Here is a 19405-nt window from a genome sequence, read left to right as displayed (position 1 = left end):
GATCAGGGCTTGGCCGGGCTGAGGATGATCATCGCTGGCTGCCGCTGTTCAATGCGGTGGCCCAGCTTCCATTGCAGGCCCCGAGCGCGGCGGTTCACCCGGGTACGAATCAGCGTTTCAAGCCAGGGAATATCGGCTTGGCGCGGTGCCTGCACCACGACGTCACAGTGATAATTCACGATGTCGGTAGTAATGTCGTCCAGCTGCGCCCACAACTGATGCAGGTCACGGGTAGCCAAGGTGATAGGTGTGCTGTTGGCGGCCGGGTCGATCACCCGTGCCACGGGCTTCGCTTCGGCGGCCTTGAGGGCGGCTTCGGCTTTTTCCAACTCTGCCTTGCGGGCCTGCGCGATAGCGCCGTTTACGCCGCCAACCAAAGCCGGCGCCTGAGGCATCAGCGAGCGCGCCCGGGCCAGCGCGGTAGCCGCCGCATTCACGTCACCTTTCTGCAGCACGATCTGGCTACGCTTGAGGTAGGCCTCGGCCAGCTGCCGTTGTAGGCTCTCCAGTTGCGGGTCATCGGGCGTTTTCGCCTGCAACGCCGCCAGCTGATCCTCTGCGGTGGCCAACTCATTGCTGGTAATGCTCTGCTGCAGTATTTCGACCGCGCTGGGTGGTGCCGGCGGAGCTTCCACCGGCGCGCTCTGGCACCCGGCAAGCGCCAGGGAAATTGCCGCGATCAGCAGACAACCAGACATGAAAGGCTTCATTGCGCCACTCTCTTTATGGGCAAAATCGAGCAAGTCTACACGCCGGACGGCCGTGCGAAAAAGCCCCCTTTGCACGAGCGTCTCAGGCACGGCGCGGCAGCGCGTAACTAAGCAGGAACAAGGCAGCCGCGCACACCACGATCGAGGGCCCGGCGGGGGTGTCCTTGAACCACGAGGCTGCCAGCCCGCCACACACGGCCACTACACCCAACAGGCTCGCGCCGAGCGCCATTTGCTCCGGTGAGCGAGCATGCCGCTGGGCAGCCGCCGCCGGGATGATCAGCAGCGATGTTATCAACAGCACGCCCACGATCTTCATGGCCACGGCGATCACGATTGCAATGAGCAGCATAAGCCCCATACGCAACGGCGCCACCGGAAGGCCCTCCACCCGGGCCAGCTCTTCGTGAACCGTGATCGCGATAAGCGGGCGCCAGAGCACGAACAGCAGCACCAGTACCAAGGCGCTGCCGCCCAGTATCCAGCCAAGGTCAGTGGCGTTCATGGCCAACAGATCCCCGAACAGGTACCCCATGAGGTCGATGCGTACGTCGCGCATGAAGCTGAGCGCCACCAGCCCCAGCGAGAGCGTGCTGGGCGCCAGTATGCCCAGCAGCGTGTCGGACGCCAGGGGCTGCCGCTGTTGCAAGGTCACCAGCACGACCGCCAGCAGCAGGCAACCTGCCGTGACCGCCAGCGTAGGGCTCACTTGCAAGGCCAGGCCCAGCGCCACGCCCAGCAACGCGGCGTGGGACAGGGTGTCGCCGAAATAAGCCATTCGCCGCCATACCACAAAAGAACCCAGCGGGCCGGCCACTACCGCCAGCGCCAGGCCGGCGGCGAGTGCGTAAACCAGGAAGTCATCCATGCTTGCACTGCTCCCCGTGCTGATGGGCGTGCCCTTCCACCACTTCGCCGTGCAGGGTGTGGGCGTGATCGTGATGGTGGTGGTAGATGGCCAGGCCAGGCGCGTGTTCGCCGAACAGCTCGATGAACGCCGGGTCGCCGCTGACCTGTTCCGGGTGGCCAGAGCAGCACACGTGGTGATTCAGGCACACCACCTGGTCGGTGGTGCTCATCACGAGGTGAAGATCATGGGACACCATCAGCACGCCGCAGCCGTGGCGGTCGCGCAGGCGGGTGATCAGCCGGTAAAGCTCCGCCTGCCCGGCGACATCTACCCCTTGCACCGGCTCGTCGAGCACCAGCAGTTCTGGTTCGCGCAACAAGGCGCGCGCCAGCAATACCCGCTGCATCTCGCCTCCCGAAATGGTTTGTACCGGCTTGTCGATCACCTGCGCAGCGCCTACTTCATCCAATGCGGCCTGGGCCTTCGCTCGATTGACGCCCGGAAGCAACCGCAGGAAGCGGAGTACCGTCAGTGGCAGGGTTTGCTCGACCTGAAGCTTTTGCGGCATGTAGCCGATGCGCAGCCGCGGCCTGCGCCACACCGAACCGCTGGTGGGCTGCAACAGCCCGAGTACTGCCCGCACCAGCGTTGTCTTGCCAGCGCCATTGGGGCCGATCAGGGTCACGATTTCTCCCGGGCGCACTTGCAGGTCGATGCGCTCCAGGGTGGGTTGGCCGGCAAAGGTGACCGACACCTGGTCCAGGCGGATAAGCGCGTCTTTCATCAGGCCGCCTTGCAGTTGGCGCAGAGGCCCACCACCTCGACCGTCTGCGCCTCGACCGCGAAGCCGATACCAGCAGCGCCGTGGTTGATGGCCTCGCTGATAGGCGCGTCTTCGAGTTCCACCGCCACATGGCACACCCGGCAGATCAGGAACTGCCCCTGATGCGCATGTTCAGGGTGGGCGCATCCCATGAAGGCATTGAGCGACGCAATGCGGTGAACCAGGCCGTTATCGAGCAGGAAATCCAGCGCGCGATACACGGTGGGCGGCGCGGCGCGGCGGCCGTCCTGCTCACTCAATACGCCCAGGATATCGTAGGCTCCCAGGGGCTTGTGGCTTTGCCACACCAGTTCCAGCACGCGGCGACGCAGGGCAGTGAGGCGCAGGCCTTTCTGTGCGCACAGTGTGTCGGCTTCCGTGAGCGCGGAATGCACGCAATGGGAGTGGTCGTGGGGGCGGTTGGCCAGGGGCGTGATAAACATGAGCGGGACGCATCTGTATGGAGACGTTATTATGTTACCCCTTTCTGCGTCTGAAGGTGTCTACCGTGTCTCGGCTTTTTTCATGGGTTGCAGGCTGCATGCTTGGCTTGAGTATCAGCCCCTTCGCTTGCGCGGACCTGAACGTGCTGACCAGTATCAAGCCGCTGCAGCTGATTGCCACCGCGGTGCAGGAGGGCGCGGGCACACCTGATGTGCTGTTGCCTCCAGGTGCTTCGCCTCATAACTACGCGCTGCGACCCTCCGAAGTTCGCAAGCTGGCCGGCGCCGACCTGGTGTACTGGATCGGCCCGGACCTCGAAGGGTTCCTGCAACGCCCATTGTCACAGCGCACACTGCCCAGCGTGGCGGTGCAGACCATGCCAGGCTTGCACCTGCGCCACTTCAGCGAAGATAGCCATTCCCATGAAGAGGACGCCGATGAGCACGATCACGATCATCGGCCGGGCTCACTGGATGCGCACCTGTGGCTAGATACCGTCAACGCCCGGGTGATTGCCGAAAAAATGGCCTCGGATTTTGCCAAGGCGGACCCGGCCAACGCGCAGCGGTACCAGCAAAACGTCGCCGCTTTTTCGCAACGCCTGGATCAGTTGGACGCCCGTATCCGTCAGCGCCTGGCCGGTGTAGCGGATAAACCCTACTTCGTGTTTCACGAGGGCTTCGATTATTTCGAGCAAGCCTACGGGCTGAAGCACGCCGGCGTGTTCACGGTGGCGGCAGAGGTGCAACCTGGCGCGGCGCACGTGGCCGCCATGCGCGCCAGGCTTACCGAGGCCGGGAAGAGTTGTGTGTTCAGCGAGCCGCCGGCGCGCCCACGGCTGGCTGAAACCTTGACCGCCGGCTTGCCCGTGCGCCTGGCCGAACTGGACGCGCTGGGTGGTTTCGAAAAAGCGAGCCCGCAAGGCTATGAACTGTTGCTGCAGCGGCTTGCAGATAACCTCGCTGGCTGCCTCGAGCAGCTTTGAGTCAGAGTGCGAACGGCAGCGCCAGCGTGACATGCTGGCGTTGCGCGAGGCGCTGTTCAAACTCCGCAGGGTCGTGAATCAGCACGTCACGGCCGGCGAATGACTGGGCCGCGATCAGCCTCGACAGCCAGAAGCGCACGCAGGCGATGCGTAACATGACCGGCCACAGCTGCACTTCGGCGGGCGTAAAGCGGCGCAGTCGGGCATAGCCCGCAAGCAGCGCATTGGCCAGCGCCGGTTGCAACTGCCCGTCGGGGCCGGAGCACCAGTCGTTCAGCGTAATGGCTACGTCGTACAGCATGGGGCCCGCGCTGGCGTTGTAAAAGTCGATCACCCCGGTGAGATGGGTGCCTTCGAACATGGCGTTGTCGCGGAACAGGTCCCCATGCAGGTTGGCCGTAGGCAGCGCCAGGATGGCTTCGCGGTGCTGGGTGATCTCCTTCAAGGCATTGCCAAGCAGCGTGGCAGGTTCGGGCGCCATGCCTTGCACCAATCGCTCGCCTTCCTTGAGCATCCAGGTCATGCCGCGGTCGGTACGCCGGTGGAGGATTCTGTCGCGAGTGGCCAGGTGCAGCCGCGCCAGAAAGGCCCCTACTTCCGAACAGTGCTGGGCATTGGGCTCGGCGATGTGTTTGCCTGCCAGCCGGGGCTGCAGCAGGGCTGGCTTGTCGGCGAGTTGCCGCAGGGCGATACCGTCGCGCGCGGGTATTGCGAAGGGCACCGGCAGCTGGGCCTGATGCAGCACTTCCAGCAGCTCGACAAAAAAGGGCAAGTCCTGCGTAGGCCCGCGTTCCACCAGGGTAAGCACAAACTCGCCCTTTTCCGCGCTTACGAAGAAATTGCTGTTTTCAGTGCCAGCGGCAATGCCCTGGAAATCCCGCAGCCGGCCCAGGTCGTAGGCTTCAAGGAAGGTTTCGAGTTGCGGGCGCGACAGCGGTGTAAACACGGACATGTGGATTCAGGGCCTGAAGAGCCACCGGTAGGCGGTGGCTGAGGTTTAAATGAACGCGGGCGAGTTTACCACTTGAAGATTTCCCATTGGGGAATGAGCATGTCGGGCTGGTCGGAGCGGATGAAGTTAGGGCTGGTGCCGTCTGCCCGCACAAGGAAATACGGCTTGCCGTGTTTGGGTGTGACCTTCACGGCATACAGGAAGCCGTTCTGCCGATACTCCTGGATCGTCTTGTCGCCGTCCTGGCGAATGGTAACGTCCGGATCCGCCGAGGGCGCGTCATCAGCGGCCATTGCGGCTATCGGCGCGGCAAGCAGCAGGCCGGTGAGCATCAAGCGTTTCAGCGTGCACATGATAACCTTGTCCTTTTGTGGTCCATTGAACCGGTATTCTAGCGCCGGCAACGTCCTAAAGGTTGATTCTGCTCATGACCCAAGCGCCTCTCGTTCTGGTAGACGGCTCGTCCTACCTGTACCGCGCCTTCCATGCCCTGCCCCCGTTGACCACGTCCAAAGGCTTGCCTACCGGCGCGGTAAAAGGCGTGTTGAACATGCTTCGCAGCCTGCGCAAGCAATACCCCGACAGCCCCTTCGCGGTGGTTTTTGATGCCAAGGGTGGGACCTTCCGGGACGAGTTGTTCGCCGAGTACAAGGCCAATCGCCCAAGCATGCCCGATGACCTGCGGGTTCAGGTGGAGCCCTTGCACGCCTCGGTGAAGGCCAGCGGTTATCCGCTGTTGTGCGTCGATGGGGTAGAAGCCGATGATGTGATTGGCACCCTCGCCCGAATAAGTGCCGCCCAAGGCCGGCCGGTGGTGATCTCCACAGGCGACAAGGACATGGCGCAACTGGTGGACGAGCACATCACGCTTGTGAACACCATGACCGGCACGGTGCTCGACATCCCGGGGGTGCGCGAGAAGTTCGGCGTGGGCCCCGAGCACATCATCGACTTCCTGGCGCTGATGGGCGACAAGGTCGACAACATTCCTGGCGTACCGGGCGTGGGCGAAAAAACAGCGCAGGGCTTATTGCTGGGTATCGGCGGCGGCCTGGCCGAGCTGTACGAAAACCTGGACAAGGTGCCAACGCTGGCGATTCGCGGGGCCAAATCGTTGCCCGCCAAGCTGGAAGAACACCGGCAGATGGCATTCCTTTCCTACGAACTCGCCACGATCAAGACAGACGTCATGCTGGACGTTTCCGTTGATGAGCTGATGTGCGGCGAGCCGGACCGGGAAATGCTCGCGGCGCTGTATTCGGAGCTGGAGTTCAAGAGCTGGCTCGAAGAGCTCAAGCGCGACGCGCACGCCACCAGCGCACCCTTGCAGTTGGCCGACGCGCCTCCGGCCGTAGAGCCTACGTACGAAATCGTGCTCGACGAAGTGCAGTTCGAGCTGTGGCTGGAAAAGCTGCGCAACGCCGAGCTGTTTTCGTTCGATACCGAAACCACCGGGCTGGATGCGCAGGTGGCGGAGCTGGTGGGCTTGTCCTTCGCGGTCCAGCCGCACGAAGCCTGCTATATACCGCTCACGCACTCTTACATGGGCGTACCACGCCAGCTCGATCGCGACATCGTGCTTATGGCGCTCAAGCCGCTGCTGGAAGACCCGAACAAGCTGAAAGTGGCCCAGCACGCCAAATACGACATCAACATCCTGGCGAACTGCGCCATCGGCGGCGATCTGGACGAAGGCATCACCGTTCGCGGTGTGGCCTTCGATACCATGCTTGAATCATACGTGCTGGATTCCACCGCCACGCGTCATGACATGGACAGCCTGGCGGCCAAATACCTGAACCACCAGACCATCCTGTTCACCGATGTTGCCGGCAAGGGCGCCAAGCAGGTCACATTCGACCAGGTGCCGCTGGAGCAGGCCGGGCCGTACGCTGCCGAGGATGCGGACGTTACGCTGCGGCTGCATCAAACCCTCGCGCCTCGCCTGGCGGCTGTGCCTAGCGTGGAAAGCGTATTACGCGATATCGAAATGCCGCTGGTCCCCGTGCTGGCTCGGATGGAGCGCACCGGTGCCTTGGTAGACGCGAGCCTGCTGGCGATACAAAGCGCAGAGCTGGGCGAAAAGCTGGTGGCACTGGAACACGAGGCCTACGCCATCGCTGGTGAAGAATTCAACCTCGGTTCTCCCAAGCAGTTGGGCGTGATTCTTTACGAAAAACTGGGCATGCCGGTTATCAGTAAAACCGCCAAGGGGCAGGCCTCCACAGCCGAAGCCGTATTGGCCGAGCTGGCCGAGCAGGATTACCCCCTGCCGCGCGTATTGATGCAGTACCGAACACTGAGCAAGCTCAAAAGCACCTATACCGACAAGCTGCCTGAACAGATCAACCCTCGCACCGGGCGGATTCATACCTCGTATCAGCAAGCGGTGGCAGCGACCGGGCGGCTTTCATCGAGCGACCCGAACCTGCAGAACATACCCATCCGCACAGCCGAGGGCAGGCGCATCCGCCAGGCCTTCATCCCTGCGCCAGGGTACAAACTGCTGGCTGCGGACTACTCCCAGATCGAGCTGCGGATCATGGCTCACCTGGCCCGCGATGAAGGCTTGCTCCATGCCTTCCAGAACGACCTGGACGTACACAAGGCGACCGCCGCCGAAGTATTTGGCGTGGAGCTGGACGCGGTCACCAACGACCAGCGCCGTAGCGCCAAGGCGATCAACTTTGGCTTGATCTACGGAATGAGTGCCTTTGGCCTGGCCAAGCAGATCGGCGTGGACCGCAAGCAGTCCCAGGATTACATCGACCGTTATTTCACCCGCTATCCTGGCGTGCTGGCGTATATGGAGCGCACCCGCGCCCAGGCGGCAGAAAAAGGCTATGTGGAAACACTGTTCGGTCGGCGGCTGTATGTGCCGGACATCAACGCGAAAAATCCTGCCCTGCGCCGCGGTGCCGAGCGCGCCGCCATCAACGCACCGCTGCAGGGAACTGCGGCGGATATTGTAAAGCGCGCCATGGTGGCTGTAGACAACTGGCTGGCAGAATCTGGGCTGGACGCCAGGATGATCCTTCAGGTGCACGACGAACTGGTACTGGAAGTGCGTGAAGACCTCGTACCGCTGGTGCGTGAGCAGATCCAGCCCCACATGGCAGGCGCGGCCGCGCTGGATGTGCCATTACTGGTGGAAGTAGGCGCGGGCAATAACTGGGACGAGGCGCACTAACACCAGCTGATCAGATTATGAAACCTTGCCGTTATTGCGATTTATTAGCATCGGCAAGGAACTAAACCTGTGAATTAGTGCTCTGACGCTGTGAATGGCTGTGAAGCCCTTCATGCTCCTATGTTGTGTTAAGTGTTGGCAGATATCCGGCCCGTGCGAGCGGCCCGGAACTTGAACCCCGAACTTCTCCCTCCCCATATGAAGTTTGGGGTTTTTTTTGCCTTTTTTTCGGGCTACGCCTCTGTTGCTTGCTCGGGCATCAGGTCCAGCCAGCCGGCCAGTACTTCATACGCCTCGTCGGTACCGCTGCGCTTCGGCGCGGAGAACAATTGCGCGGTGACGCCGGTGCCCCAGCCCTTGCGGATCTCGGTTTGCACCTTGAGCAGCGTATTCTTGGCGGCGCCGTAGGTGAGCTTGTCTGCCTTGGTCAGCAGAATATGCATCGGCATGCCGCTGGCAACCGACCAATCGAGCATCATTTTGTCGAAGTCGGTCATGGGGTGGCGCACGTCCATCAGCAGAATGATGCCCTTGAGGCTCTCCCGGCTGCCCAGATAGGCTTCCAGGTGTTTCTGCCAGTGCTGCTTGAGCGGGATCGGCACCTTGGCATAGCCATAACCGGGAAGGTCAACCAGGCGACGGTAGTCATCGAGCTGGAAGAAGTTCAGCAGCTGCGTGCGCCCCGGCGTCTTCGACGTTCTCGCCAGGCTGGCATGGGTAAGGGTGTTGAGCGCACTGGATTTGCCAGCATTCGAGCGCCCGGCAAAGGCGACTTCAAAGCCTTGGTCTTCGGGGCACTGATCGACCTTGGCGGCACTGAGCATGAAGGAAGCTTGCTGGCAGAGGCCAAGCACTGGGTTTTTGAACGACATTGGAATCCTGAGGGCGCAAGCGCCATGGCACATTGCGCGGCAGTATATCGCCTGAGCCGCCCTGCTGTCGTTGCCGCGCGGCAGGCCTTCGTAACAACTACGAATGCATTGTTACTTGCCATGCCAGCCACAGCAATGTATTGAAGGCCATCCCTAAACGCCCAGGAGTTAAGCATGCGTAATCTGTTCATCGGCGCGGTAATGGCGCTGGCCAGCCTGTTCGGCGTCGCCGCCCACGCAGATGACATCCAGGCCGGCAAGCAGTACACCGTGCTTGAGAGCCCGGTACCGGTAGCCCAGCCCGGCAAGATCGAGGTCGTGGAATTGTTCTGGTATGGCTGCCCCCACTGCTATGCCTTCGAGCCCACCATCAACCCATGGATCGAAAAACTGCCTGCCGATGTGCACTTCATTCGCATACCGGCCATGTTCGGCGGTATCTGGGATGTGCACGGCCAGATGTTCGTTACCCTCGAAGCCATGGGCGTAGAGCATAAGGTTCACACCGCGGTGTTCGATGCCATCCACAAGGAACACAAGATGTTCAAGACACCCGAGGAGATGGCGGACTTCGTAGCTACCCAAGGCGTGGATAAGGCCAAGTTCCTCGAAACCTACAATTCCTTCGCCGTGAAGGGCATGGTAGTCAAGTACAAGAAGCTGGCGGTGGATTACGGCGTGACGGGCGTGCCGACCATGATCGTGAACGGCAAATACCGTTTCGATCTCGGTTCGTCGGGCGGGCCTGAAGAAACCCTGAAAGTGGCCGATACGCTGATCGAGAAAGAGCGTGCGGCCAAGGGCGCCGGCCAATAACCCCCCCGTAATGCCTCTCTCGCACCCCTGCCTGGCAGGGGTGCGCCTATGCTCCGCTCCGTTCCTCCTGCGCGCCGGCCTCGTTTTCCCATGACAGATGAAGCCCAGCGCTGGAAAGAAAAGTACCTTCAAAGCATCGAAGCCCAGGAAAAGCTCGAGCGTCGCTGGAATGCCCGGCTCGACCTGCTTCGCCAGGGGCTGGTGCGCAGCACGCTGGCCGCGGAGGGCTCGGACAAGGCGGTAGACGAGTGCATGAAGGAAATGCGTGAGGTTGTACGCGGCGACAACATGGATGCCGGCCTCGCTAACCTTATTCCTCGCCTTGAGAAAGCCGTGCTCGACTCCGAGCAGCGGCGTGAAATCCGGCTCGAGCAAATCAGCACGGCTGTCAGCGCGCTGGTAGCGCAACTTCAGACCCTTCCGTTACCGCGTGACGCCGCCAAACCCCTCAAAAAGTTCGCCGGTAGCCTGGACAAACGCCTGTCGGAGGGGCGTGAGCTTCCAATTTTGCTGAGTGAACTGAGCGCGCTTCAAGGCAATGCCCTGTCTATGCTGGACCCTTCGTCGTCCGCAGCCAGGCCTGGCCTGCTGGAGCGTCTGTTCGGCCATCGTGAGGCGGACCCTGCCCCTCAGGCTCCCACATCGGTTGCGGAGCCGTCGCCCTCAGTTGAGGCCGAGCCGGTACCTGTGCTCGCTTCGCCACTGATCGGCGGGCCGCTGCCGTGCCCGGCCAACGATGAGCCGGAGCTGGAAGACCAACCCCGGCTGTTGATTATCGAGGCGCCACGGGAACTGCCAGCGTCAGGCCATGACGAAGTCAGCGCTGCGCAGCCGATACCTGACCGAACGTTTGCTGACAGTGAGCCTGATTGTGTGGCACACGAATCAGACGCAGCGCCCGAGGCGCAGGCTGGCACGCAGGAGCAACCGCTCACGTTGGAGGCTTTTGTCGCGGACAAGCCGGCTGCCGACATCGAAGACCTTGCCTTGTCCCACTCCGCCCAGGCGCCGCACCTGGCCCCTTTCAGTGTGCTCGACATCCTGCCGCTTCCCCAGGAAATGGCCGAAGCCTTTGCGAATGCCCCAGGCGCCGAGCCCACCGAAGCCCAGGGCTTCGCGCTCGCGGTGAGTCACGAGCCTACCTACAGTTCGGTGGCCACTCATATCGAGGGTACCTTGCTGAAAATGCTCGATGACCTGGTGTTGCCACAGAAATTGCAGGAGAAGGGCGAATCCATGCGCGAGCGGCTCGAGCATGGCTTGAACTGGTACGAACTGTTGCCATTGCTGGACGATCTGGCGGTGATGATGCTGGCGATCAGTGATAACGGCCAGCAGGAGCTGCAACGTTACCTGGAACAGATCAATGAACGCCTCGCCTGGTTCCACGGCCAGCTCCAGGAGGCCAGCCAAGGCCATGCTGAAAGCCAGGATGAAGCACGGCAGCTGGACACTGACTTGCGTGAGCAGGTGGGCGGGCTGCATGAAAGCGTGGCCGAAGTGGGTGATGCCGATGGCTTGAAGCGCTTGCTGGAGTCTCGATTGGACGGCTTGCTTGGTTCGGTCGACGAGCATCGGCGCCGCCGGGAGGCACGGGAAGAGGAAGTCGCCGAGCGTATGCGAGGGCTTTCCGAGCGGGTAGCGAGCATGGAGCGCGAAGCGGAAGCCTACCGCGATGTGCTGGAAGAGCAACGACAAAAAGCCCTGCTGGATCCGCTGACCGGGCTACCCAACCGGGCGGGCCTCAATGAACGGCTGCAGCTATTGGTGGCCCAGCGCGAGGCGTACGACACCCCCGCCCAGGTAGCGATCATGGACCTGGACCATTTCAAGTCGATCAATGACGGCTATGGGCACCTGGCCGGAGACAGGGTGCTGAAGATCGTTGCTGACCAGCTGCGCCGACAGTTGCGCGAAGGCGATTACCTGGCCCGCTTTGGCGGTGAGGAATTCGTGGCGCTGTTCCCTGACTCCGCGCCTGAGGCGGCCCATGAGGTGCTGGAGAAGATGCGTCAGGTGATCGAGGCCTGCCCTTTCCACTTCAAGGGCATGCGCATCGTGGTCACGGTGTCGATCGGTACCGCGGCGCTGCGCGCGCGCGAACAGGCTGAAGCTGCGCTCAAGCGCGCGGATCAGGCCTTGTACCACGCCAAGGATACCGGCCGAAACCGCATAGAGAGCAGCTGACCCTGCATCGGCGCGGCAGGCATGTAAACTAACGGTTTTCTGCGGATGTCTTGTAAACCATGAACCTGCAAAACGTGGCCTGGTTGGCCTTGGTAGCACTATTGGCGGGGTGCGCCAACACGCTGCGCGTGGATACCAGCCACCCCTCCGCCAATTACGACAGCCGCGTTCAGTTCGTGGTGATGCACTACACGGCAGCACCGCTGGACCGCTCGCTTGCGCTGCTCACTCACGGTGAAGTCAGTGCCCACTACCTGATCGGCGATGGCCCCGCCACGGTTTACCGCCTGGCGGATGAGCGTTATCGCACCTGGCACGCCGGGGAAAGCGAGTGGGACGGCCGCACCTGGCTCAACTCCAGTTCGATTGGTATTGAAATCGTGAACCCGGGCTATCGCGATACGCCCCAAGGGCGCGAATGGTATCCGTACAGTGAGGCGCAGGTGCAAGCGCTCCTGGCCTTGCTCAAGGACATCCGCACGCGCTATCGCATCGCCCCGGCGTACTTTGTGGGGCATAGCGATATTGCCCCTTTGCGCAAGCTCGATCCGGGGCCGCTGTTCCCTTGGCAGCGCCTCGCACAGGAAGGCTTTGGGTTGTGGCCGGACGCTGGCGCGGTGAGCCGTGCGCAACAGCAGTTCGCTCAGGCGCTGCCAGGCATTGCCTGGTATCAGGAACAACTGGCGAAGGTGGGTTATGCCGTGGTGCGCAGCGGCGAGCTGGACGTGACCACCCGCCACGTGCTCGCCGCGTTTCAGATGCACTATCGCCCAGGGCGTTACGATGGGCTGCCTGACGCCGAAACCGCCGCTTTGCTCCAGGTATTGGCAGGCATGCGCGGCCAGCCTAGATAGGCAGGGCCATGTAGAACTGTGTTCCCTGGCCAGGCCGCGAATATACGCCCATGCGCCCGCCGTGCAGCTGCACGATTTCCTTGCACAGCGCCAGCCCCAGCCCCGCTCCGCCTTTCTTGCGCCCTACCTGCACGAAAGGCTCGAAAATCCGGCCCTGTTGGCCATAGGCAATGCCTTCGCCGTTGTCTTCGACGCTGATGATCACCCGCTCCGCATGGCGGCGGGCCTGCAAACGGATATGCCCGTTGCTCGGGGTATGGCGCAGTGCGTTATCGATCAGGTTGTCCAGCACGCGATCCAGCTGCGCTTCGTCGGCGTGCAGGCGCGGCAGGTTCTCGTGAGGCTCGATGGTGAGCTCGATACCCTGCCCGGCGGCGGCTTCGCTGTAGCGGTCGCGGGCGCGGCACAGCAAATCGTCGATCGAACAGGGGCCAAGCGTGAGCTTTTGCAACCCACTCTGGTAGCGGGAGAAGTTCAGCAGGTCGTTGATCAGCTGCACCAGCCGTTGCATTTCCTCGTTGACGGTTTTAAGGAGGTCCGCTTCCCGGGATTGGGCTTCGAAGCGCACACGTTCCTGCAGCAGCCCGAACGCCATATGCATGCCTGTGACGGGTGTGCGCAGTTCGTGGGAGGCACGCAACACGAACTCGCTGCGTACGCGTTCGAACGCGCGCTGCTCGGTCACGTCGTGCAACACCATGACCGCGCCGAGGATGTCGCCTTGAACGTGGCTTACAGGGGTGAGGCTATACGCCAGCAACCGCGTCTCGCCATCCACTTCAAAGCTAAGGTCTTCCGGGGCGCGCTCCAGCGTACCGCCGCGCAACACCGTGTGCAGTTGCGCGTCCAGGTCGGGGCGGCCCAGCGCAGCACCCAGGCTAAGCCCCTTGCGGTCGGTGTCCCAGCCGAGCTGGCGCTGGGCAACCGGATTAAGGTGCTCTAGCAGCCCTTGGCGATCGATCATCAGCAGGCCGTCATCAATGCTGTCGAGCACTGCCTGCATGCGCTGCTGGCCCGCGATCAGTTCATTCACATTGGTGGCCTGATGGTTGCGTAACGCTTCGGCCATGGACGCAAAGCGGTCGCTCAGCCGGTTCATCTCGGTCGCGCCGGATTCCGGCAGCGCCACGTCATACCGGCCGTGGCTGATCTCATCCGCGGCATTGGCCAAGGCCTCGATGGGCTCACCGAAGCGCCGCGCAATGCGGTGTGCCGTGATAAAGCCAACGCATAGCACGGCGATGCCTACCAACCCCAGTAGCGCGGATATCCATTGCGCGCGCGTGTGGGACGCATGTTCATTGGCGGTAATACTTTCCAGCGAAGCCCTATACGCATCGATCAGGTCGTTGCGCACGGCATTGAAGGCGGTACCCAAGGCCTTGTCCGCACGGGCATTCGCGCCCATGCGCATCACCTCGTCGAAGCGCTGCTGGAACACCTGATAGTGCTCACCGATCTGTTCGAAATGCCTCAGTTGATCGGGCGTACCGGTGGCCTTTGCCTGCTCCAGCGTTTGGGTGAACTGCCGCTCGGCTTGCTCGAATGCCTCGGGGTCTGGCGAGTCTGCCCATACGATGGATAACTGATCGCCCAGCAATTGGCGCAAGCGCAGGCCGCTTTCCAGGGTATGGAAACTGCCTTGCAACAGCGATTGCTGGCTGGATGCCATTTGCATCACGCTTACCAGGCCCAGCACCAGCCCTACCAGCGCTACCGTAATGAGCGCTGAGATACTGAGGAAAAGCCGGGTCCGCAACTTCATCCAAGGCATCACAGATTGTATTGCTTACGTTTGCGGTACAGCGTGGAGGCATCGATGCCGAGTGTCCTGGCTGCCTGGTCCAACGTGTCGCTATTGGCCAGCACCGCGCCGATGTGCGCCTTTTCGAGCTCATCAAGGCTCAGCGCCGCGCCAACCCGTGGCGCGTTGTTCGTCGGCTGTTCGGCCATACCCAGGTGGCTGACTTCAACGCGTTCCTGAGGGCAGATGATGCTTGCCCGCTCGATCACGTTGCGCAGCTCGCGAATGTTGCCGGGCCAGCGGTAGTTCAACAGCGCCGAGCGAGCTTCCTCGCTGAACGTGCGAGCGGGGCGTGCGTATTCCTTCACAAAGCGGGCAAGGAAGCGATCCGCGAGAGTGAGGATGTCTTCGCTGCGCTCGCGCAACGGCGGCAGGTGCAAGGTGATGACGTTCAGGCGGTAGAGCAGGTCTTCCCGGAAGCGCCCTTCCTTGACCATGTCTTCAAGGTTCAGGTTGGTCGCCGCCAGAATACGCACATCTGCGCGGCGGGTGACCGGGTCACCGACGCGCTCGTATTCTTTGTCTTGGATGAACCGGAGCAATTTAGGCTGCAGAGTGAGCGGGAAGTCGCCGATTTCGTCCAGGAACAGCGTGCCGCCATCGGCCTGGTTCACTCGGCCGAGTGTGCTCTCGCTGGCGCCGGTAAACGCGCCTCGGCTATGGCCGAAAAGCTCGCTTTCCATCAGGTCTGCCGACAGTGACGGGCAGTTGATGGTGACACAGGCTTTTTTGGCGCGCTTGCTCCACCCGTGGATAGCCCGGGCGAGTTCGCCTTTACCGGTTCCCGATTCACCAAGGATCAGTATGTTCGCGTCGGTATTGGCAACCTGGCGCGCCGTTTCCAGCACTACCATCATGGCTGGGCTGTGGGAATCCAGACCGTCCTTCGGCTTGCGGATCTGGCCTTCCAGCGCTTCCAGGCGCTGCGACAGCTGACGTACTTCCAGTTGCTTGGCCGTGGCGAGGCGAAGCTGATCCGGGCTGCAGGGTTTTACCAGATAGTCCGCCGCGCCGGCCTGGATGGCATCGACTGCCGTATCGACGGCCGAGTGTGCGGTCACGATTACTACACGCATCCAGGGGGCCAGAGTGCGCATTTGCGCAAGCACGTCCAGGCCATTGTCTTCGCCCAGGCGAAGGTCAAGGAAGCACAGGTCGAAAACCTGGCGTTGCAGCAACGCTTCGGCCTGGGCCGCGCTGCTCGCTGTGGCGACGCTGTAGCCTTCGTCTTCTAGGCAGTAACGGAAGGTGCGAAGAATGGCTGCTTCATCATCAACCAGCAGGATACGGCCTTGATGATCCGCACCAGATTCCATTTTCCTACGCTCCTAAAATAAAGATCTTCTCTTAGGTTTTGTACGAAAAGTCGGTGCGGGTAGAATCGCCGCCATGATTGGCTGGAGGTCCGCATGGCAAGGCGTTACGAACTCCCCGACGCAGCGTGGGAATTGATCAAGGATCTGGTTTCTCCAGAACAGAAAATGGGTCGCCCGCGCAGTGATGATCGTGTGGTACTCCATGGAATCTTATGGATTCTGTGCTCCGGGGCTGCCTGGCGCGATTTGCCGGAGCGCTTTGGGCCTTGGTCAACGGTGTATCAGCGTTTCCGTGACTGGCGCGACGACAGTACATTCGACCGGATACTGGAGCGTCTGCACATTCGACTGAATCAGGAAGGACGGATCGATCTGGACACCTGGATGATCGATTCCACTGCGGTACGTGCAACCCGAGCCTCTTCAGGCGCCGGGAAAAAAGGGGGCCTGGAGAACCGCTAGACCATGCCCTTGGGCGCAGTCGAGGTGGCCTGACCACCAAGATTCACATGCTCTGCGACGCTAATGGCGTGCCATTACGCTTTATGCTTTCGCCGGGACAAGCCAGCGACATCGCTCAAGCCCAGCCGCTGCTGGAGCAGGTACGCATTCCCGGAAAGCCAGGGCGACCACGCAAACGTTGTCGCTGGTTACTGGCTGACAAAGGGTATGACGCAGAACACCTGCGTCACTATTGCGACCGTTACCGAATGCAGCCGGTGATCCCACTGCGCGCCATGCCGCGCAAACCCAGGCCTGGTTTGCCCCGGCTATTTGATCGACCGAAATACCGGCAGCGAAACATCATAGAACGGATGTTTGGCTGGCTAAAAGAGAATCGCAGAATCGGCACCCGCTACGACAAACTAGCCAGAAGCTTTGCAGCCATGGTCACGCTGGCCTGCAGCCTACGTTGTATGCGGCAATACTTTTCGTACAAAACCTAGGCAGTAACGGAAGGTGCGAAGAATGGCTGCTTCATCATCAACCAGCAGGATACGGCCTTGATGATCCGCACCAGATTCCATTTTCCTACGCTCCTAAAATAAAGATCTTCTCTTAGTCCGAGAATTATCGGGCAAGTTGCAATGTCAATTCTGAACGATTTCACCCCTCACAGGGTAGCGCTCACTTGCAGTGCCTTTGATCGAGGCTGGGTTACCCGCGAGACATTACGCTGGAGGAAGCATGACGGGATATCACACGGCATTGGCGCGATACGCGTTCGCAGCCGCTTTGAGCAGCACCGTTGCACTGGGAACGGCTACTGTGCACGCCGATGCGCTCACCGATGCTCGAACCGAAGGTGCTACCGGCACCGCATTGGCGCTTAACCGCGAACTGGCCAATGAAAAGATAGAAGTGAGGGTGGCCGGGGCTCATGTGGTGCTCGACGGCGTAGTGGCGAGCGAGCAGAACAAAGCCCTGGCGGCTGCGCTTGCGAAAGCTGTCAGCGGAAGCGAGAGCGTGGACAACAAACTCGCCGTCGACCCTTCGCTGGCGGAGCGCCCGCCGGTCAAATCCCCGCAGCAGATCGCACTGGATGACCTGACGCTGGCTTCGGCGATTCGCTCTCGCCTCGCCTGGAGTGTTTCTACGGCAGGCGCACCGATAGAGGTGAGTGTGGATGGAGGTGTGGTAACACTGAAGGGCCAGGCCATCACCGCGCAAGCCAAGGAGTGGGCGGGTACGCTGGCGGCGAGTACGGACGGTGCCATAGTGGTCAACAACCTGATCAGCCTGCGGGCAGCGGATACGCGTACAAGCGAGGCCGAGACCCAGGCACGGCAACCGGACGAAGCGGTCAGTGATGGATGGATCGCAAGCAAAGTGGCCCGCAGTTTTCAGTACGAGCGCTCCCTCGACGCCTTACGCCTGGATGTAAAAGCTCGTGAAGGCATCATCACGCTTTCTGGCGAAGTAGACAGCCAGCCGCAAAAGGCGCACGCCGTGGCAATAGCGAGCCAGATCCGCGGAGTCAGAGGCGTGGACGCTGATCTGGTGAAGGTCGGGACTAGAGCGGCTTTGTAGTCCGGCATAGTGCCATCATGCAAAACGCCCGGAGATTCATCGGGCATCGTGCAGCTTGCGTACCCGCCAGGGCGCTTTAGCCGCCGCAAGTGCCCGTAAAATAAGACTTTTCCTACAAATCGAAAGCTGGCATGCAGCCTGCAATATACCCCTCAAACGCATCGGCATTTGATGCAACAGATTTCGGAGGGGTGAATATGAAACAGCCAGGTCAACGCGATGCTTCGGTCTCTTTCATCAATACGCATACCTTCCGCCAAGGCCTCTTCGCTTCCCTGGCGCTGATGCTGACCCTCGTGGGTGCTCAGCAGTTCCATTATTGGACCCAACCATCCGAGCCATTGATTCACACGCTGCATTCCGTGCAGGCACCTGCGCTCAACGCCGTGAGTGCATCCGCTTCGCAAATTTCTCGTCTTCAGCCCGTTGAACAAAGTGATGAGTTCCAGCGTCCGAGCGTAGACCGCTGGGTGTTTTGACGGCTAAAACCTGATCACAACATAAAGGAGTATCACCATGCTGAGCTGGGCCATTACCTTCCTGATCATTGCAATCATTGCCGCTGTGCTTGGATTTGGCGGCATCGCCGGTACAGCTGCCGGGATCGCCAAGATCCTCTTCGTCATCTTCCTGGTGCTGTTCGTCGTATCGTTCTTCTTCGGTCGCCGTGGGCGCCCGTGACGTGAAGGGCGTTATTTCGAGCCTGGTGTTCGCCGTGGCAATGGCCACGGCAATACCTGCGCTGGCGGATAACGATGGCCAGCAGCGAGCCGGTAACCTGATTGCAACAGATACTGAGTACCGTGATGCGTGGCAGGGAGCCGTACGGAAGCAGGAGCGCCTTCCCGATTGGGTGTTGAACCTGTCCGGAGCCTCTTCTCCAATGAATGCCGTCACGGAAGATGGCGACAAATACCTGGTTGGGCAGGTGTGTGAGAAAGCAGATGACTGTCTGCACAACCGCGTGGTAGTTGCGTTCAGTTGGGACAAGTCCAAGGCCTACGTGCTTTGGGTCAGCGTCCCGCAGGGCGTTCCGGAAGACAAGACGCCTTCCAGGCATGCGGATTACCGCTGGATGGGCGATCCGGATGAAGGCATGCAGGCCATGTTGATGGAGCAGCTGAAAAGCGACCCCAACTGGTACTGACATCGGTTATGAAGCGTTGTGTTGCGGAACTGTACAGCCTGAGGAAGGCTGTTACATGACCAAGGGGCCGGGATGCTTTGGCGGCTGTAGCGCTGGAGCGACCTAGGGGTACAGGGAGTGCCTCCACCGTGGGTGGGCCGGGTCAGAAAAAAAGCCTCGAGATGCCAGGCAAGCGGCCATGCAGCCCGGCGCCACCGCATTTCGGGGCTTTTTGATACCGCCCGTCGAGGAAGTGATGCTCGGGCCCGCCTCAGTTCAGTGTTCGGCTATCCGAACGTTTTATCGTAACCGTAAGACAACCCCTTGCAGCCTTGGGTGCGTTGTTCGGTATCCCGAATGCCGCGACCTCCCATCCTCATATCCTTTTAAATCAATAGTTTATTCATGCCGATTCGGCATGGGCCAGCCCGTTCCGGCATTAGAC

At 61.1% G+C, this 19405-nt stretch carries 19 protein-coding genes and 1 pseudogene; 10 read left to right on the top strand and 10 right to left on the bottom strand.

Annotated elements, in window-relative coordinates:
• Positions 1–2 precede the first annotated feature (2 nt).
• The 4 genes from LG385_RS20430 to LG385_RS20415 form a co-directional block, all read right to left on the bottom strand.
• On the bottom strand, positions 3–710 hold the full coding sequence (locus LG385_RS20430) for a PA5502 family lipoprotein (protein ID WP_225775687.1): 708 nt from the start codon (positions 708–710) through the stop codon (positions 3–5).
• Positions 711–792: 82 nt separating this feature from the next.
• A complete protein-coding gene (znuB, locus tag LG385_RS20425; RefSeq protein ID WP_225775686.1) occupies positions 793–1578 on the bottom strand; it encodes a zinc ABC transporter permease subunit ZnuB in 786 nt (261 codons plus the stop codon).
• Complete coding sequence (znuC, locus tag LG385_RS20420) at positions 1571–2344, bottom strand: zinc ABC transporter ATP-binding protein ZnuC (protein ID WP_225775685.1); 774 nt, start codon at positions 2342–2344, stop codon at positions 1571–1573. Before znuC ends, znuB begins: the two co-directional genes overlap by 8 nt.
• The gene (locus LG385_RS20415) at positions 2344–2826 is read right to left on the bottom strand and encodes a Fur family transcriptional regulator (RefSeq protein ID WP_181111243.1); all 483 of its coding nucleotides are present in this window, start codon (positions 2824–2826) and stop codon (positions 2344–2346) included. The genes znuC and LG385_RS20415 overlap by 1 nt, the downstream gene beginning before the upstream one ends.
• A 65-nt stretch (positions 2827–2891) precedes the next feature.
• Here LG385_RS20415 and LG385_RS20410 point away from each other — a divergent pair, with 65 nt between their 5' ends.
• Positions 2892–3812: a zinc ABC transporter substrate-binding protein gene (locus tag LG385_RS20410; RefSeq protein WP_413247340.1), complete on the top strand. Its 921-nt coding sequence runs from the start codon at positions 2892–2894 to the stop codon at positions 3810–3812.
• 1 nt (position 3813) lies between these two features.
• Here the strand turns inward: LG385_RS20410 and LG385_RS20405 are convergent, their stop codons facing one another.
• Together LG385_RS20405 and LG385_RS20400 are read right to left on the bottom strand one after the other, a co-directional pair.
• Positions 3814–4764, bottom strand: a complete 951-nt coding sequence (locus LG385_RS20405) for a homoserine kinase (RefSeq protein ID WP_225775684.1) — start codon at positions 4762–4764, stop codon at positions 3814–3816.
• 65 nt (positions 4765–4829) lie between these two features.
• Entirely contained in the window at positions 4830–5117 is a 288-nt protein-coding gene (locus LG385_RS20400; RefSeq protein ID WP_225775683.1) for a DUF2782 domain-containing protein, read from the bottom strand.
• Between the two features lie 74 nt (positions 5118–5191).
• Here LG385_RS20400 and polA point away from each other — a divergent pair, with 74 nt between their 5' ends.
• Positions 5192–7954 carry a DNA polymerase I gene (polA, locus tag LG385_RS20395; protein ID WP_225775682.1) on the top strand — a complete coding sequence of 921 codons (2763 nt, stop codon included), beginning with the start codon at positions 5192–5194 and terminating at the stop codon, positions 7952–7954.
• Between the two features lie 233 nt (positions 7955–8187).
• Here the strand turns inward: polA and yihA are convergent, their stop codons facing one another.
• The gene (gene yihA, locus LG385_RS20390; protein WP_225775681.1) at positions 8188–8826 is read right to left on the bottom strand and encodes a ribosome biogenesis GTP-binding protein YihA/YsxC; all 639 of its coding nucleotides are present in this window, start codon (positions 8824–8826) and stop codon (positions 8188–8190) included.
• Between the two features lie 174 nt (positions 8827–9000).
• Here yihA and LG385_RS20385 point away from each other — a divergent pair, with 174 nt between their 5' ends.
• From LG385_RS20385 to LG385_RS20375, 3 genes are all read left to right on the top strand, one after another.
• Positions 9001–9642 carry a thiol:disulfide interchange protein DsbA/DsbL gene (locus LG385_RS20385; RefSeq protein WP_225775680.1) on the top strand — a complete coding sequence of 214 codons (642 nt, stop codon included), beginning with the start codon at positions 9001–9003 and terminating at the stop codon, positions 9640–9642.
• A 90-nt stretch (positions 9643–9732) separates the two neighbouring features.
• Positions 9733–11829 (top strand): diguanylate cyclase, encoded by a 2097-nt coding sequence (locus LG385_RS20380; RefSeq protein ID WP_225775679.1) that lies wholly within the window; start codon positions 9733–9735, stop codon positions 11827–11829.
• Positions 11830–11888: 59 nt separating this feature from the next.
• Positions 11889–12683: an N-acetylmuramoyl-L-alanine amidase gene (locus tag LG385_RS20375; RefSeq protein ID WP_318781411.1), complete on the top strand. Its 795-nt coding sequence runs from the start codon at positions 11889–11891 to the stop codon at positions 12681–12683.
• Here the strand turns inward: LG385_RS20375 and LG385_RS20370 are convergent.
• On the bottom strand, positions 12676–14448 hold the full coding sequence (locus LG385_RS20370; protein WP_413247339.1) for an ATP-binding protein: 1773 nt from the start codon (positions 14446–14448) through the stop codon (positions 12676–12678). The two genes, LG385_RS20375 and LG385_RS20370, sit on opposite strands and share 8 nt — an antisense overlap.
• Positions 14449–14456: 8 nt before the next feature.
• Positions 14457–15803 carry a sigma-54-dependent response regulator transcription factor AlgB gene (gene algB / locus LG385_RS20365; protein ID WP_225775677.1) on the bottom strand — a complete coding sequence of 449 codons (1347 nt, stop codon included), beginning with the start codon at positions 15801–15803 and terminating at the stop codon, positions 14457–14459.
• Positions 15804–15896: 93 nt separating this feature from the next.
• On the opposite strand from algB, the gene LG385_RS20360 reads away from it, so the two are divergent.
• A protein-coding gene (locus LG385_RS20360; RefSeq protein WP_225772267.1) for an IS5 family transposase occupies positions 15897–16750 on the top strand; the annotation gives its coding sequence in 2 pieces (ribosomal slippage) (positions 15897–16245 and positions 16245–16750; 855 coding nt in all).
• Here LG385_RS20360 and LG385_RS25810 read toward each other — a convergent pair.
• Positions 16748–16831 (bottom strand): annotated as a pseudogene (locus tag LG385_RS25810) (hypothetical protein); the annotation flags it as partial. The gene LG385_RS20360 and the pseudogene LG385_RS25810 sit on opposite strands and share 3 nt — an antisense overlap.
• Before the next feature lie 160 nt (positions 16832–16991).
• Here LG385_RS25810 and LG385_RS20355 point away from each other — a divergent pair.
• From LG385_RS20355 to LG385_RS20340, 4 genes are all read left to right on the top strand, one after another.
• Positions 16992–17834, top strand: coding sequence for a BON domain-containing protein (locus tag LG385_RS20355; RefSeq protein WP_225775676.1), 843 nt, complete (start codon positions 16992–16994; stop codon positions 17832–17834).
• A gap of 197 nt (positions 17835–18031) precedes the next feature.
• The gene (locus LG385_RS20350; RefSeq protein WP_225775675.1) at positions 18032–18313 is read left to right on the top strand and encodes a hypothetical protein; all 282 of its coding nucleotides are present in this window, start codon (positions 18032–18034) and stop codon (positions 18311–18313) included.
• A gap of 37 nt (positions 18314–18350) precedes the next feature.
• Positions 18351–18515 (top strand): DUF1328 domain-containing protein, encoded by a 165-nt coding sequence (locus LG385_RS20345; RefSeq protein WP_040260491.1) that lies wholly within the window; start codon positions 18351–18353, stop codon positions 18513–18515.
• A gap of 40 nt (positions 18516–18555) precedes the next feature.
• Positions 18556–18981 (top strand): inhibitor of vertebrate lysozyme family protein, encoded by a 426-nt coding sequence (locus tag LG385_RS20340; RefSeq protein ID WP_225776290.1) that lies wholly within the window; start codon positions 18556–18558, stop codon positions 18979–18981.
• Positions 18982–19405: the final 424 nt, after the last annotated feature.

This window comes from Pseudomonas sp. Marseille-Q5115 (genome assembly GCF_916618905.1).
Classification (GTDB): Bacteria; Pseudomonadota; Gammaproteobacteria; order Pseudomonadales; family Pseudomonadaceae; genus Aquipseudomonas; species Aquipseudomonas japonica_A.
Note: the sequence above shows the minus strand (reverse complement) of the source record. Positions and strands in the feature narration are given on the sequence as shown.

What these genes read in the sequence shown, in the direction of transcription:
- yihA (WP_225775681.1), bottom strand. Translation starts at nt 8,826, where the DNA reads ATGTCGTTCAAAAACCCAGTGCTTGGCCTCTGCCAGCAAGCTTCCTTC.
- LG385_RS20415 (WP_181111243.1), bottom strand. Translation starts at nt 2,826, where the DNA reads ATGTTTATCACGCCCCTGGCCAACCGCCCCCACGACCACTCCCATTGC.
- LG385_RS20340 (WP_225776290.1), top strand. Translation starts at nt 18,556, where the DNA reads ATGGCCACGGCAATACCTGCGCTGGCGGATAACGATGGCCAGCAGCGA.
- LG385_RS20355 (WP_225775676.1), top strand. Translation starts at nt 16,992, where the DNA reads ATGACGGGATATCACACGGCATTGGCGCGATACGCGTTCGCAGCCGCT.
- LG385_RS20370 (WP_413247339.1), bottom strand. Translation starts at nt 14,448, where the DNA reads ATGAAGTTGCGGACCCGGCTTTTCCTCAGTATCTCAGCGCTCATTACG.
- LG385_RS20430 (WP_225775687.1), bottom strand. Translation starts at nt 710, where the DNA reads ATGAAGCCTTTCATGTCTGGTTGTCTGCTGATCGCGGCAATTTCCCTG.
- LG385_RS20385 (WP_225775680.1), top strand. Translation starts at nt 9,001, where the DNA reads ATGCGTAATCTGTTCATCGGCGCGGTAATGGCGCTGGCCAGCCTGTTC.
- znuB (WP_225775686.1), bottom strand. Translation starts at nt 1,578, where the DNA reads ATGGATGACTTCCTGGTTTACGCACTCGCCGCCGGCCTGGCGCTGGCG.
- polA (WP_225775682.1), top strand. Translation starts at nt 5,192, where the DNA reads ATGACCCAAGCGCCTCTCGTTCTGGTAGACGGCTCGTCCTACCTGTAC.
- LG385_RS20345 (WP_040260491.1), top strand. Translation starts at nt 18,351, where the DNA reads ATGCTGAGCTGGGCCATTACCTTCCTGATCATTGCAATCATTGCCGCT.
- LG385_RS20375 (WP_318781411.1), top strand. Translation starts at nt 11,889, where the DNA reads ATGAACCTGCAAAACGTGGCCTGGTTGGCCTTGGTAGCACTATTGGCG.
- znuC (WP_225775685.1), bottom strand. Translation starts at nt 2,344, where the DNA reads ATGAAAGACGCGCTTATCCGCCTGGACCAGGTGTCGGTCACCTTTGCC.
- LG385_RS20400 (WP_225775683.1), bottom strand. Translation starts at nt 5,117, where the DNA reads ATGTGCACGCTGAAACGCTTGATGCTCACCGGCCTGCTGCTTGCCGCG.
- LG385_RS20350 (WP_225775675.1), top strand. Translation starts at nt 18,032, where the DNA reads ATGAAACAGCCAGGTCAACGCGATGCTTCGGTCTCTTTCATCAATACG.
- algB (WP_225775677.1), bottom strand. Translation starts at nt 15,803, where the DNA reads ATGGAATCTGGTGCGGATCATCAAGGCCGTATCCTGCTGGTTGATGAT.
- LG385_RS20405 (WP_225775684.1), bottom strand. Translation starts at nt 4,764, where the DNA reads ATGTCCGTGTTTACACCGCTGTCGCGCCCGCAACTCGAAACCTTCCTT.
- LG385_RS20380 (WP_225775679.1), top strand. Translation starts at nt 9,733, where the DNA reads ATGACAGATGAAGCCCAGCGCTGGAAAGAAAAGTACCTTCAAAGCATC.